Origin of the sequence: Streptomyces sp. NPDC096079 (genome assembly GCF_040303145.1) — a bacterium.
Lineage (GTDB): Bacteria > Actinomycetota > Actinomycetes > Streptomycetales > Streptomycetaceae > Streptomyces.
In genome coordinates, this window is record NZ_JBEOST010000006.1 from 95960 (window position 1) to 108572 (window position 12613).

The following is a 12613-nucleotide window of genomic DNA, read 5'->3' on the forward strand; positions in this document are numbered from 1 at the left end:
TGCTCGGGTGGGCGTAAACATATGAAGTCATAGTTCAAATCTCAAGACCCCTTTAAGGTAAAGCCTGAGTCAACGCTCGACGCGCGAGGTGGTTAACCGTGAGACCGAACGGCAGGCCGGACGACGGCGGCGGCGCGGCCGGGACGGGCACGGCCCGCCGGGCCGTCTTCAGCCCCGTCGACACCCGGGCCCGGGTCGACACCGTCGCCCGCCGCATCGGCGACGCCATCGAACTCGGACTCCTCGCCGACGGGGAGCAGTTGCCCGGCGAGACCGAACTCGCCGGTCAGCTCGGCGTCTCCACCGTCACCCTGCGGGAGGCCCTCATGGCCCTGCGCCAGCAGGGCCTCGTCACCACCCGCAGGGGCCGGGGCGGCGGCAGCTTCGTCACCCTGCCCGACAGCCCGCCCGAGGAGCGCCTGCGCGCCCGCCTCGCCGACTGGTCCACCGAGGAACTCCGCGACCTCGGCGACCACTGGGCCGCCGTCTCCGGCGCCGCCGCCCTGCTCGCCGCGCGCCGCACCCAGCCCGGTGACCTGCGCCCCCTCACCCGCACGGTCGAGGAACTCGCCGCCGCCGCGGACCCGGCGACCCGCAGCCGTCTCTACGGCCGCTTCCACGTCGAGCTGGCCGCCGCCGCGCAGTCCGCCCGCCTCACGCGCGAGGAGATCGCCCTCCAGACCGACCTGGGCGCGCTGCTCTGTCTCGTCCTCGACGACCCCGCGCATCTCGCCCATGTGTCGGATCGTCACCGCGCCGTGATCTCCGCCGTGCAGGATGAGGCCGACGAGCGGGCCAGAACGCTCGCCGAGACGTGCGTACGGGACTCAGTGGGGCGGCTGATCGCGCTGCGCCTCGGCGATCCCGGCCGCGCGACCGAGCCTCGTCCCGAGGAGGACACGCATGGGCAGGAGCACCGGGCTCGCGGGCCCCGCCGGGGCCGTCACTGACACGGCGGGCGGGCCCGCGGACGGAGTCCGGGACGCGGACCCGGTAGGGGAGGTCGTGCGGCGCGTCCGGGACACCCTCGAAGAGGTCTTCGCCGCCGTCGCCGAGACCGGCGCCGACACCGGCGCGCTGCTGACCGAGGTGGCCGATACCGGCCGCGAGCCCGTCGCCGCCGACCTGGCGGCCCTCCGCGCCGGACTCCGCGCCCGGCTCGCCGCGCATCCGCTCGTCTCCGGGGTGGGCTTCGTCGCCGCCCCGGGCCTCCTCACCGACGTTCCCGGCTGCCTGGAGTGGTGGCAGCGCGGCCCCGGCGGAGCCGTCCGGCCGCTCCTGCTCGACCTGGACCCCGAGCACTCGGCCTACTCCGACTACACGCACTGGGACTGGTACACCCTGCCCCGGGAGACCGGGCGCAGGGCCGTCGCCGGGCCCTACGTGGACTACCTGTGCTCCGACGAGTACAGCCTCACGCTGTCCGCGCCCGTCCGGATCGACGGCCGGTTCGTGGGCGTGGCCGCCGCCGACGTGTATCTGCGGCACTTCGAGGCGGCCGTGCTGCCCGTGCTCCAGCGGCTGCCCGCACCGGCCCGGCTCGTCAACGCGCGGGGCCGCGTCGCGGCCTCCACCGACCCGGGACACCTCGCCGGATCCCTCACCAGGGGACCCGACTTCAGCGCCGTGCTCGCGGGTCCGGCGGCCGGGCACCGAGCCGGCGGACTGCGGCTGCGGCCCTGCGCCGACACCCCGCTCGTGCTGGTCACGACGGACGGCTGACGGGCGCGCCGAAGCCGTCCGGGCCGGCGGCGTACGGCACGGGTCACAGGCTCCCGAGGAGGTCCTCCAGCGGCGCCGGCACCCGCGCGCCGTCGAGGGCCTCCACCAGCAGCGTGCCGTAACGGATCTTTCGGCCCTTCTTCGTGCCGAGGAAGCGCCGCAGCTGCTGGTGGCGGGGCCGGCCGTGCTGCGCGGGCTGGTTCAGGAACGTCTGCCAGGGGCGCAGGTCGCCCTCCGCCTCGATGATCTCCTCGACCCGCGCCGTGCCCAGCGCCCGGATCAGCTCGTCCTCCAGGTCCGCCACGCAGACGAAGAAGTCCTGGTCGGGCGCTCCGGCCCGGCGCAGTCCACGCTCGTAGAAGCCCTGCTCGCGCACGTCGCACAGGCCGGTCAGGCGCAGGTCGAGCCCGGGCGGCCCGAGCAGCTCGGCGTACCGGGCGATGCTCATCGCCCCGCCCATCGACACCACGCACACGCCTTCCGCGGCGAGGTCCCGGCCCCGAGCGGCGGCGAGCGCCTCCACGGCCGCGTGGTCGCTCGGCCCCTCCAGGAGAACCGCCGTGCGCAGACCGAGGCTCACGGACAGCGCCCCGGCCGTGTCTCCGCCGGTGTCGCCGGCCGCCCAGCGGCCCACCTCGTCCAGGAACGCCCTCGTGTCTGCCATGGGGCGAGTCTGCACGTCCCCGCACCCGGGCGGCACCGAATTTCCTCCGGTGCTCAGTCGTTCACGGCCGTCAGCAGCACCACCGCGTCCTCCAGCGCCGTCAGCCCGTGCCGCTCCTTGGGGATCATCCGCAGTGTGCCCGCCGGCAGCTCCTCCGCCCACCCGGCCGCCGTCAGGTTCACCCGGCCCCGCAGCACCTGGAGGCTCGCCGCCGGGGGCGCGTTGTGCTCGTCCAGGGAGGTGCCCGAGGTCAGGGCGATGACGGTCTGCCGCAGCACCCCGTCGTGCATGATCCGGTGGGCGCTGCGCCCGTGCGGTGCCGTGCGGGCCGCTGCCAGGTGCTCGTCGGCGAGGGCGGTGAGGTCCAGCATCATGACTCTCCCTGCGGGATGCGCGGGCGGATACCCCCAGCCTCCCGTGTGACGTCCCGGACGCAAGTCGAGGCCGCCGGTCGTGCCGCGACCACCACCACGAGCCCGGCGACGGCGACGCACGCCCCGGCCGCGAGCAGCGCGGCGAGCCAGCCGTGCACCGCGTACAGCCAGGATCCCGCCAGGGAGCCGAGCGCGCCGCCCGCGAACGTGGCGAGCATGAAGACCGTGTTGACGCGCGCCGCCACCGCGCGGCCGATCCCGAGGATCCGCGCCTGGCCGGCCACCTGGCAGGAGCTGACCCCGGCCACCAGCAGGTTCGCCCCGGCCACCAGGGCCACGGGGGAGTACGGGGCGAATCCGGCCGTCGTGAGGCCGAACCCCGCGCAGGCCAGGCCCCCCACGCTCACCGCCGAGGCGCCGTACCGGTCGGCCAGCGGTCCGGCCGCCGCCGACAGCAGCGCCGCCGGCAGCGTCAGCAGCCCGAACAGACCCGCCGCCCCGGGCCCGTACCCCAGCGGCGGGGCCGCCAGGTGGAAGGCGAGCACGGACCAGAAGACGCTGAACGCGGCGAAGACGCACGCGCCGAGCAGCGCCGAGACCCGCAGCTCCCGGTGGACCGCGAGGAGCCGCGGGAGCCCGGCCAGGAGCGCGCCGTACGAGGTGCGCGCCGGCTGCCCGAGACGCTCGGGCAGCCGCCGGGGCAGGACGGGCAGCAGCGCCGCCGTCGCCACGGCCGCGACCGCGTAGGCGCACCGCCAGCTGCCGCTCGCGTCGGTCACGGCGCCCGACACCGTACGCGACAGGGTGGAGCCGAGGGTCAGTCCGAGGCCCACCAGACCCACGACCCGGCCCCGCCGCCCGGGGTCCGCGAGCACCGCCGCGACGGGGGTGAGGATCTGCGGCAGCACCGTCGTGGTGGAGAGCGCGAGCGTCGCGACCGCGAGGGTGAGCACGTCGGGCGCCGCCGCGGCGACGAGCAGGGCGGTACTGGTCAGGGCCAGCAGCACCGAGGTGAGGCGACGCAGGCGCGCGGAGTCGGCGAGCGGCACGAGCAGCAGGATCCCGAGCGCGTAGCCGATCTGGGCGGCCGAGGCGATCAGTCCCGCCGTCCGCTCCGTCACGTCCAGGCCGTGTGCCACGGCGGCGAGCAGCGGCTGCGGGAAGTAGATGTTGGCGACGGTGACCGCGCCCGCCACGGCGAGGAGCGGGACGTTCAGGGGCCGGGCAGGGGTGGGGGACATGAGGGAGTGTGGGGCCACGGAGGCTCTTCCGTACGGGGGAGGGGGACGCCTCAAGGCTCCTCGCCGCGGTCCCGGTGGATCAAGATGGCATCATGAAACCGGCGTTGAGTCACGCTCAACGATCAGCGGAGAGGGAGGGGCGGGGCCGGTGCTCGAACGGTACGAACTGGAGGCGTTCCTCACGCTCGCCGAGGAACTCCACTTCGGGCGCACCGCCGAGCTCCTCGGTGTCTCCACCGGCCGGATCAGCCAGACCGTGAAGAAGCTGGAGCGCCGCGTCGGCACCCCGCTCTTCGCGCGCACCAGCCGCAGCGTGCGGCTCACACCGGTCGGCCACGCCCTGTACGAGGACCTCCTGCCCGCCTACCGGCGGATCGGAGCCGCTCTCGACCGTGCCACCGCCGCCGGGCGCGGCGTCCACGGCCGGCTGCGGGTCGGCTTCGGCACCCCCTGGGGCGCCGAACTGCTCACGGCCGCCGCCGACACCCTGCTCGCCCTGCACCCCGGCTGTGAGATCACCGTCCACGAGGTCCCCTTCGACGCCGGGGTCCGCGCCCTCCGGGAGGGGACGCTCGACGTGCAGTGCGCCGCGTTCCCGGTGCGCGAGCCGGACCTCAGCACCGGCCCCGCGGTCGTCACCGACGAGCGGGTGCTGCTCCTGCCCGCCGGTCACCCCCTGGCCGGCCGGACCTCCCTCTGCCCGGAGGACCTCGCGGGCCTCGACCTGATCGCCCCGGGCGGGGCCTCCCCCGACCGCTGGCTCGACCACCACTACCCCCGGGCCACCCCGTCCGGAGCCCCGGTGGGACGGGGACCGTCCGCCGCCACCTGGCAGGAGGTCCTCTCCCATGTGACCGCCGGCCGGGGCGCCTCCCCCGGGGCGGCGCGAGGCGCCCGCTACCACCCGCGTCCCGGCGTCGCCTACGTCCCCCTGCGTGACGTCCCGCCCCTCGAGTACGGCCTCGTGTGGCCCACCGCCTCCGCATCGGCCCTGCTGAGGGCCTTCGTGGCAGCGGTCGGCACGGCTCCCTAGGGGCTGGTCGCCGGGGGTGCTCGTCAGGGGCTGCTCCCTAGGGGGTGTCCCGCCGCTCCGCGAGCAGCGCACCCGTCAGGTGGTCGTACGCCACGTGCGCGTGGAGACGGACGCCGGTGACGAGAGTGGCGTCGTCCGCGTAGAAGCGCGGGTTGTGGTTGGTGACCAGACCGCGCCCGCCCTCCAGCGGGACCGGCCGGCCGGAGGTGTCCAGGACGGCGTCCTGGACGCCGAGCATCACGTACAGGCCGCCGAACCGGCCGATCAACTCGGAGACGTCGTCGTACCCGAGGGTCGCGCCCGTCTCCCGCACCCGGTCCGCGCCGACGACCCGGCGGAGGGTCGGCAGCCCGGCCTCCACCCACGGGGCGCTGTTGTGCACGGGCGGCACGGGCTGCAGGTAGCTGACCGTGGCCGTCGCGCCGTACGCCGCCGCCGAGTGCTCGACCAGCGTCGTCAGCCGGCGCCGGACCTCGGCCATGTCGGACTCCACGGCACAGCGGACCGTGCCCCACAGGGTCACCGTCTCGCCGATGATGTTGAAGCGGCCCACGTCCTCGACGTGCCCGATCGTCACCGTCACCGGGTCGAAGGCCGAGACCTGCCGGTACAGCTGGCCGATGCCCGTGAGGATCGCGCCGGCCGCCGGCATCGGGTCGACGCCCTCCCACGGCGTGGAGCCGTGCACCTGCTTCCCGGTGACGACGACGCGCACGAGGACGGACGCCCCGTACTGGTTGCCGGTCCTGTATCCCACGTACCCCTTCGGAAACGGCGTCACGTGCAGGCCGAAGGCCATGGTCGGCACGGGGTCGGCGAAGGCACCGGCCCCGACCATCGCCCGCGCCCCGCCCTCCTCCGTCACCGGCGGGCCCTCCTCGGCGGGCTGGAACACGAAGAGGACCGTGCCGGGAAGCCGGTCGCGGACACCGGCCAGCACCGTGGCCGCACCCATCAGCATCGCCGTGTGGCAGTCGTGCCCACAGGCGTGGGACACGGGGAAAGGACCTCCGGGATAGTCGGCGTCCACCACCGCGGAGGCGAACTCCGCCCCGCACAGGTCCTTCACCGGCAGCGCGTCCATGTCCGCCCGCAGCGCCACGACCCGCCCGGCGTCCGGCGCGCCGCCTTCCGGTGCCGCCGCGCCCGGCCCCGAGCCGCGCAGGACGCCCACGACCCCGTGCCCGGCGATGCCGGTCCGGACCTCGTCGAGGCCCAGGGCGCGCAGATGGTCCGCCACCGACCGGGCCGTGTTCACCTCCCGGTTGGACAGCTCCGGGTACTGATGCAGGTGGTGCCGCCAGGCCACCACCTGATCGGCCACCCCGGCCGCCCGCTCGTCGAGTTCGTCGTGGATCGCCTCGCCGCCCAACGGGGACTCCCTCGTGCCGGCCGGAGCCCATGGCCCCGGGAACCGTGTCCGACCAGACTGCCACCCGGAGCGGGCCACGGCGCCCCGGTCAGCCCGTCGGGCGCACCGGCGCGCTGCTGCGGCCCTCGTCCCTGCCGCCGAGTTCGGCGTCGAGCGTCTCCTGGGCCACCCGCATGGTCTCCGCGTACACCGGGTCAGCGAGCCGCCGCCACATCTCGTCCTCCGCGACCTCCTCGACGAGACAGCTCACCCACCAGATGTTGCCGAAGGGGTCGCGGACCCGCCCGCCGCGCTGTCCGAACGCGTCGTCGGCGAGCGGGGTGACGACCCGGGCGCCCGCCGCGGTCGCCCGGGCGAACGCCTCGTCCGCGTCGGCGACGAACACGCGCAGCAGACTCGGCAGGGCGGGCCAGTCCGCGCGTCGGTCGAAGGCCAGGACGACGGTGTCGCCGACCCGGATCTCGCCGTGACCGACCGCCCCGTCCTCGGTCACCACCCGGGCCAGCTCCTCACCCTCGAACGCCCGGGTGACGAAGTCGAGGAAGGCCCCCGTGTCCTCGGTGACGACCCAGGGCGCCACGGTCGTGTACCCCTTCGGTACGGTGCCGTTGTGCTCGGACATCTTCCTGATCCCTTCGCCGATGTGCCTCTCGCTGCCGTACGGGAGTCACGCTAGGCGCGAAGTAGGTCAGGCCCTGTCCGACATGACGGCTCAGGCCGGAACGCTGACCGCCTCCGGGCCGCTGCGCGCGATGATGGCCGCCGTGTCCACGCCCGCCGGCAGCGTGCCGAAGGCCAGGCCCCGGTCGCCGTCGAGGCGGGACGCGCAGAACGCGTCGGCGACCGCCGGGTGGCCGTGCCGGACGAGCAGGGACCCCTGGAGGACCAGGGCGAGGCGCTCCACGAGCCGTCGCGCCCCGTACGCCGCCGCGTCCGGGTCGCCCAGCCCCGCGAGGTCCTTGCGGAGACCCGCGACCGCCACGTCGAGGCGCCGGTCGGCCCCCGCGCCCCGGTCGACCTCCGCGAAGTACGCCTCCACCGCCTCCGGCTGACGGGCCATCGCCCGCAGCACGTCGAGCGCGGCGACGTTACCGGAACCCTCCCAGATGGACGGCAGCGGCGACTCCCGGTAGAGCCTCGGCAGGCCCGAGTCCTCGACGTAGCCGTTGCCGCCCAGGCATTCGAGCGCCTCGGCCGCGTGCGCGGGCGCCCGCTTGCAGACCCAGTACTTGGTGACCGCGAGCCCGAGCCGCCGCAGCAGCTCCTCCTCCGCGTCGCCGCGCGCGGCCCGGTCCACCGCGCCCGCGAGGCGCAGCGCCGCCACGGTGGCGGCCTCCGCCTCGACGGCCAGGTCCGCCAGGACGTTCCGCATCAGCGGCTGGTCCACGAGCCGCGCCCCGAACGCCTCGCGGTGGGTGGCGTGGTGCACGGCCTGGACGAGCCCGAGGCGCATCCCGGACGCGGAGCTGACGGCGCAGTCGAGCCGCGTCATGTTGACCATCCGGATGATGGTGGCCACCCCGCGCCCCTCCTCGCCGACCAGCAGGCCGAGGGCGCCCTCGTACTCGATCTCGGAGGAGGCGTTGGAGCGGTTCCCCAGCTTGTCCTTGAGGCGCTGGAGCCGGATCGCGTTGCGGCTGCCGTCGGGCAGCACCCGGGGCACCAGGAAGCAGGACAGGCCGCCGGGCGCCTGCGCCAGGGTGAGGAAGACATCGGACATCGGCGCCGAGGTGAACCACTTGTGGCCGGTCAGCGCGTACTGCCCCGGCTCGCCCGTGGGCACGGCCCGGGTCGTGTTCGCCCGGACGTCCGAGCCGCCCTGCTTCTCGGTCATCGACATCCCGGCGATGATGCCGCGCTTCTCCGTCGGCACCCGCAGCCCGAAGTCGTACGAGGAGGAGGTGAGCAGCGGCTCGTACACCTCGGCCAGCTCGGGCTGGACGCGGAGCGCGGGCACCGCCGCGTACGTCATGGAGACCGGGCACAGGTGCCCCGCGTCGGCCTGTCCCCACACGAACAGCTTGGCCGCGCGCGCCACGTGCGCCCCCGGCCGCTCGTCGCGCCAGGGAGCCGCGTGCAGCCCGTGCCGTACCGCCGTGTCCATCAGCTCGTGCCAGTACGGGTGGAACTCGACCTCGTCGATCCGGTGCCCGAACCGGTCGTGGGTGTGCAGGACGGGGGAGTGGCGCTCGGCGAGCCGGCCCCACTCCTGGGCCTCCTCGCCTCCCGCCTTCGCCCCGAGCTCGCGGACCTCGGCCTCGGCCCAGCCCGCGCCCTCCCGGCGCAGCGCCTCCAGGAGCGCGGGGTCGGCGGAGACGTCGTAACCGGTCAGCGGCGGTACCTGATTGGTGACCTCATGCGTGGTCGGCATCGGGAACTCCCAGTGCTCGCAGGGTGAAGGTGACGAGTGCGGGTACGGTCTCGGGCCCCACGGACCCTTCCGCCAGCGGCCCGACGAGCGCCTCGGCGCCCGCCCCGACCAGGGCCGAGGCCGTCAGGGCCGGGTCCTGGGGCGGTAGCTCGCCCGAGCGGACGCCTTCCTGGACGCGCGCGGCGAACACGTCCCGGAACGCGCGCCGGAAGACGAGCCGCTCCGCGTCGACGGCCGGGTCGACCGGTTCGGCGAGCAGGGCGTAGGCGAGGCGGGGCGACTTCAGGGCCCGCTGGGCGAAGGTCTCGATCACGGCGACCACCCGCTCGGCCGCCGACCCGTGCCCGGGATGCCCGGCCGCCGCGGAGACGGCCGCCACCTCCCGGCTCACCACGGTCCTGAACAGCTCGACGGCGAGTTCGGCCTTGCTCGGGAAGTGGCGGTACACGCTGCCCGTGGCGATTCCGGCGCGCGCGGCGACGGCGGCCATCGTGCAGCCCGCGTACCCCTGCTCGGCGAGCAGCCCGAGGGCGGCGTCGACGACCGAGGCGCGCTGGGCGTCGAGCCGCGCCTGCACGGCGGGGGTGCGTCGGTAGGGCATGGAAGGAGTGAAGCAGTGATTCATTCCTTCATCAAGGGGCCGCGCACGCCCCCTCCCGGAACGGCGAACGCCCCCTCCCCTCCCGGAACGGCGCACGCCCCCTCCCGTCCAGGGAGGGGGCGTGCGCCGGACAGGGGGTGCGGTCAGCCGGTGAAGACCTCGGTCAGGGACCAGATCGCGAGGCCCGCCATGCAGATGCCGCCGATGCGCTGCACGGTCTTGAGGGGGACGCGCTTGGCGATGAAGCGGCCCGCGACCAGAGCGAGGGCGGAGACCGTCGTGAGGGCGGCGAAGGAGCCGATCGCCGTCGACCAGGTGCCGTTGGTGGCGGCCAGGTTGGCGGTGGTGATCTGGGTCAGGTCGCCCCACTCGCTGATGAAGACGGCCATGAACGCGGTGGAGAAGACGGGCCAGAAGCCGCTGACCGTCCGGCCGCCCGCGTCTGCCTCGTCGTCGTCGCCACCGGCGCGCAGCAGCATGAACGCGCCGAAGCCGAACATCAGGGCCGAGACCAGCTTCACGGTCCAGCCCGGGAGCAGTCCGAGGAGGCTGCCGGCGCCCACCGCGATGGCGACATGGGCCAGGAAGGCGGTGGAGGTGCCGATCCACACGTACAGCGGACGCATGCGCGTGCCCATGGCGAGGGACGCGAACATCGTCTTGTCGGGGAGTTCGGCGAGGAAGATCAGCCCGAAGGCGGTGAGGATCGCCAAGGGGTCGAGGTGCATACCGGGGGCTCTCTGCTCGGTCCGGGCCCCGCGGCTCCGCACGACACCTCGGTGGGCGACGGGAGGACCACTCGGCCCGGCATGACGGACCACGCCCACGGAAGACGCGGACGCGGCTGTTGCCTGGCCGAAGGTCTCGCCCGTCCGCACGGTGCGCGGACCCGGTCACCGGGAACCCGGGGGTTCCAGTGTGTCGACGACCGGTTCGCAGGGCTACTCCCCTTCGCTGTCGCCCAGTGTAACGGACGAGGGCGTGAAGGTGGGTAGACAGTGTCTACTCGATCTTGGTAGACAGTGTCTATGAACCCGGTCGATCACAGCGACGAGAACGAGAACGAGAACGAGACGGGGAGCGGGGGTGGAGACAGGAACGAGGACGACGGGCTGCGCACCCGGCTCGTCCGCGTCGGCGTCGAGCTGGTGAACTCCGAGGGCGCCCAGGCCCTCTCGCTGCGCGAGATCGCCCGCCGCGCGGGCGTCTCCCACGGAGCCCCCCGGCGGTACTTCCCGGCCCACCTGGACCTCCTGTCCGCCATCGCCCGGCAGGGCTTCGCCGAACTGGCCGCCCGCGTCGCCGAGGCGGACCCCGAAGAGGCCCCGGCCCGCGCGCGGATCGAGGCGCTCGCGCGCGTCTACCTCGACTACGCCGGCACCCGGCGCGGCATGTACGAGCTGATGTTCCGGCACGACCTGCTGGAAAGCGGCCGCCTCGGGCTGCGCGAGACCAGCCTGCCGCTCTTCGCCCACCTCGCCGCGCTCGTCGCCCAGGCGCGCCCCGGGACCGAACCCACCGTCCTCGCCGGCGCCCTCTGGGCCAACCTGCACGGCATCGCCCAGCTCTGGCACTGGGGCAGCCTCCGCCTCGCCACCGGCGGGGACGACCCCGAGCCCTTCCTGGCCGCCGCCCTCGACGCCCACCTCGGCCCCGTGGAGTCCGCCCCGTGAACCGCACCCTCGCCTGCAGCGTCGTCGGCGCCGCCGTGGTCGCCCTCGACGGCACGGTCCTCACCGTCGCCCAGCCCGCGCTCCAGCGCGACCTGCACGCCCAGGTCGGGCAGGTCCAGTGGACCAGCACCGGCTATCTCGTCGCCGTCGCGAGCCTCCTCGTCCTCGCGGGCCGCCTCGGCGACCGGTACGGCCACCGGCGGGTCTTCGCCGTCGGTGCCCTCGGCTTCGCCGCCGCCTCGACCGGGATCGCCCTGGCCCCCGGCATCGGCACCGTCATCGCGCTCCGCGTGCTCCAGGGCGTGTGCGGGGCGCTGCTCCAGCCCGCCACGCTCGGCATGCTGCGCACGGCCTACCCACCGGAGCGGCTCGCGACGCCGATCGCCGTGCGCACGGCCGCCATCGGACTCGCCGCCGCGGCGGGCCCGCTCGTCGGCGGCGCGCTGGTCTCCTCGTACGGCTGGCGCGCGGTCTTCCTCCTCGGCGTGCCCCCGACCCTCGCGATCGGCCTGCTCGCCCTGACCGCACCGGAACACCCCCGCACGCCCCCCGCCGCCGAGCCGGCGCCCGTCGCCGCCCCCGGCCGGAGGACGCACGACCTCTCCGGGCCGGCCCGCCCGGCGCCCGGCCCCGCCGCCCCCGCGCACTCGGCGCCTGTTGTCGCCGACCCGGCCCGCCCGGCGCCCGTCCCCGCCGCCCCCGGCCGCACGGCGCCCGGTCTTGCCGCGCTCGATCCGCTCGGTGCGGTGCTGCTCGCCGCGACGCTCGGGCTGCTGGTGTACGGGCTCGACGCGGCCGCGCGGCCCGGCCACGCGGGGGCCGCCGTCCTCGCCTGCGGCGCCGCCCTGGGCGCCGGGGTCGCCTTCGCCCGGCAGGAGCGCAGGGCCCCGCACCCCCTGCTGCCCCTCGCGCTGCTCCGGAGCGTCCCGGTCGTCGCGGGGCTCGCCGCGCTCCTCGCCGCCTCCGCGGCCCTGTCCGGCGCGCTCTTCGTGGCGACGTACTTCCTCCAGGACGTCCAGGGAATCGACCCCCTCGGCTGCGCCCTGCGCTTCCTCCCGCTCGCCGCCCTCATGATCATCGGCGCCCTGTTCTGCCCGCCGCTCCAGCGCCGCTTCGGCCCCCGGCGCACCGCGACCGCGGGCGCCGCGCTGCTCACGCTCGGGGTCCTGCTGCTCGCCCGGCTCGACGCGAGCGCCGGCGCGCTCCCCGTCGGTTGCGCCTCCGCGCTCATCGGCGCCGGATTCGTCACGCTCATGATCACCGCCACCTCCGTCGTCGTGCACCGCGCCCCGGAGGCCCACGCCGGAGTCGCCGGAGGGCTCCAGCAGACCGCGATGAACACCGGACCGGCGCTGGGCGTCGCCCTCGCGACGCTGCTCGTGGCGCTCGTCCCGGACGCCGGCTTCGAACCGGTCCGGGGCGCGGCCCTCCCCGCCCTGGCGGTGGTCGCCGCGCTCGCCGTTCCCGCCGCCCTCGCCCTGCCCGGCCGCGCGGAACGCCGGGGGACACGCCCGGAGCCGACGACACCCGGGTCCCGCCGAAGGCCCTGCGTACGATCATGA

General features: G+C 75.2%; 13 protein-coding genes. 5 read left to right on the forward strand and 8 right to left on the reverse strand.

The features are described 5' to 3' along the window. Positions 1-98 precede the first annotated feature (98 nt). Both ABTY59_RS14685 and ABTY59_RS14690 read left to right on the forward strand, forming a co-directional pair. Entirely contained in the window at positions 99-950 is an 852-nt protein-coding gene (locus ABTY59_RS14685) for a FadR/GntR family transcriptional regulator (RefSeq protein WP_352019293.1), read from the forward strand. Beyond that, positions 904-1722 carry a cache domain-containing protein gene (locus ABTY59_RS14690; protein WP_352019294.1) on the forward strand — a complete coding sequence of 273 codons (819 nt, stop codon included), beginning with the start codon at positions 904-906 and terminating at the stop codon, positions 1720-1722. The genes ABTY59_RS14685 and ABTY59_RS14690 overlap by 47 nt, the downstream gene beginning before the upstream one ends. A gap of 43 nt (positions 1723-1765) precedes the next feature. Here ABTY59_RS14690 and ABTY59_RS14695 read toward each other — a convergent pair whose 3' ends face one another. From ABTY59_RS14695 to ABTY59_RS14705, 3 genes are read right to left on the reverse strand one after another with little or no spacing between them, the layout of a single operon-like run. Next, complete coding sequence (locus tag ABTY59_RS14695; RefSeq protein WP_352019295.1) at positions 1766-2386, reverse strand: TOPRIM nucleotidyl transferase/hydrolase domain-containing protein; 621 nt, start codon at positions 2384-2386, stop codon at positions 1766-1768. A 53-nt stretch (positions 2387-2439) separates the two neighbouring features. Next, positions 2440-2757, reverse strand: a complete 318-nt coding sequence (locus ABTY59_RS14700; protein ID WP_352019592.1) for a cupin domain-containing protein — start codon at positions 2755-2757, stop codon at positions 2440-2442. Beyond that, positions 2757-4001: an MFS transporter gene (locus ABTY59_RS14705; protein WP_352019296.1), complete on the reverse strand. Its 1245-nt coding sequence runs from the start codon at positions 3999-4001 to the stop codon at positions 2757-2759. The genes ABTY59_RS14700 and ABTY59_RS14705 overlap by 1 nt, the downstream gene beginning before the upstream one ends. A gap of 148 nt (positions 4002-4149) precedes the next feature. Here ABTY59_RS14705 and ABTY59_RS14710 point away from each other — a divergent pair, with 148 nt between their 5' ends. Beyond that, complete coding sequence (locus tag ABTY59_RS14710) at positions 4150-5034, forward strand: LysR family transcriptional regulator (RefSeq protein WP_352019297.1); 885 nt, start codon at positions 4150-4152, stop codon at positions 5032-5034. A gap of 37 nt (positions 5035-5071) precedes the next feature. On the opposite strand, the gene ABTY59_RS14715 is transcribed toward ABTY59_RS14710, so the two are convergent. The 5 genes from ABTY59_RS14715 to ABTY59_RS14735 form a co-directional block, all read right to left on the reverse strand. Continuing rightward, on the reverse strand, positions 5072-6406 hold the full coding sequence (locus tag ABTY59_RS14715; protein ID WP_352019298.1) for a M20 metallopeptidase family protein: 1335 nt from the start codon (positions 6404-6406) through the stop codon (positions 5072-5074). Positions 6407-6494: 88 nt separating this feature from the next. After that, positions 6495-7028 carry a VOC family protein gene (locus ABTY59_RS14720; protein ID WP_352019299.1) on the reverse strand — a complete coding sequence of 178 codons (534 nt, stop codon included), beginning with the start codon at positions 7026-7028 and terminating at the stop codon, positions 6495-6497. 90 nt (positions 7029-7118) lie between these two features. Beyond that, on the reverse strand, positions 7119-8777 hold the full coding sequence (locus ABTY59_RS14725; RefSeq protein WP_352019300.1) for an acyl-CoA dehydrogenase family protein: 1659 nt from the start codon (positions 8775-8777) through the stop codon (positions 7119-7121). Beyond that, positions 8761-9378: a TetR family transcriptional regulator gene (locus tag ABTY59_RS14730; RefSeq protein WP_352019301.1), complete on the reverse strand. Its 618-nt coding sequence runs from the start codon at positions 9376-9378 to the stop codon at positions 8761-8763. Before ABTY59_RS14730 ends, ABTY59_RS14725 begins: the two co-directional genes overlap by 17 nt. Positions 9379-9521: 143 nt before the next feature. Then, positions 9522-10106 (reverse strand): TMEM165/GDT1 family protein, encoded by a 585-nt coding sequence (locus tag ABTY59_RS14735; RefSeq protein ID WP_352019302.1) that lies wholly within the window; start codon positions 10104-10106, stop codon positions 9522-9524. 300 nt (positions 10107-10406) lie between these two features. Here ABTY59_RS14735 and ABTY59_RS14740 point away from each other — a divergent pair, with 300 nt between their 5' ends. Both ABTY59_RS14740 and ABTY59_RS14745 read left to right on the forward strand, forming a co-directional pair. Beyond that, positions 10407-11051, forward strand: a complete 645-nt coding sequence (locus tag ABTY59_RS14740) for a TetR/AcrR family transcriptional regulator (RefSeq protein ID WP_352019303.1) — start codon at positions 10407-10409, stop codon at positions 11049-11051. Beyond that, on the forward strand, positions 11048-12613 hold the full coding sequence (locus ABTY59_RS14745; RefSeq protein WP_352019304.1) for an MFS transporter: 1566 nt from the start codon (positions 11048-11050) through the stop codon (positions 12611-12613). Before ABTY59_RS14740 ends, ABTY59_RS14745 begins: the two co-directional genes overlap by 4 nt.

Coding starts and splice junctions, on each gene's coding strand:
- ABTY59_RS14720 (WP_352019299.1), bottom strand. CDS start 7,028: ATGTCCGAGCACAACGGCACCGTACCGAAGGGGTACACGACCGTGGCG.
- ABTY59_RS14705 (WP_352019296.1), bottom strand. CDS start 4,001: ATGTCCCCCACCCCTGCCCGGCCCCTGAACGTCCCGCTCCTCGCCGTG.
- ABTY59_RS14695 (WP_352019295.1), bottom strand. CDS start 2,386: ATGGCAGACACGAGGGCGTTCCTGGACGAGGTGGGCCGCTGGGCGGCC.
- ABTY59_RS14740 (WP_352019303.1), top strand. CDS start 10,407: ATGAACCCGGTCGATCACAGCGACGAGAACGAGAACGAGAACGAGACG.
- ABTY59_RS14730 (WP_352019301.1), bottom strand. CDS start 9,378: ATGCCCTACCGACGCACCCCCGCCGTGCAGGCGCGGCTCGACGCCCAG.
- ABTY59_RS14690 (WP_352019294.1), top strand. CDS start 904: ATGGGCAGGAGCACCGGGCTCGCGGGCCCCGCCGGGGCCGTCACTGAC.
- ABTY59_RS14735 (WP_352019302.1), bottom strand. CDS start 10,106: ATGCACCTCGACCCCTTGGCGATCCTCACCGCCTTCGGGCTGATCTTC.
- ABTY59_RS14700 (WP_352019592.1), bottom strand. CDS start 2,757: ATGCTGGACCTCACCGCCCTCGCCGACGAGCACCTGGCAGCGGCCCGC.
- ABTY59_RS14725 (WP_352019300.1), bottom strand. CDS start 8,777: ATGCCGACCACGCATGAGGTCACCAATCAGGTACCGCCGCTGACCGGT.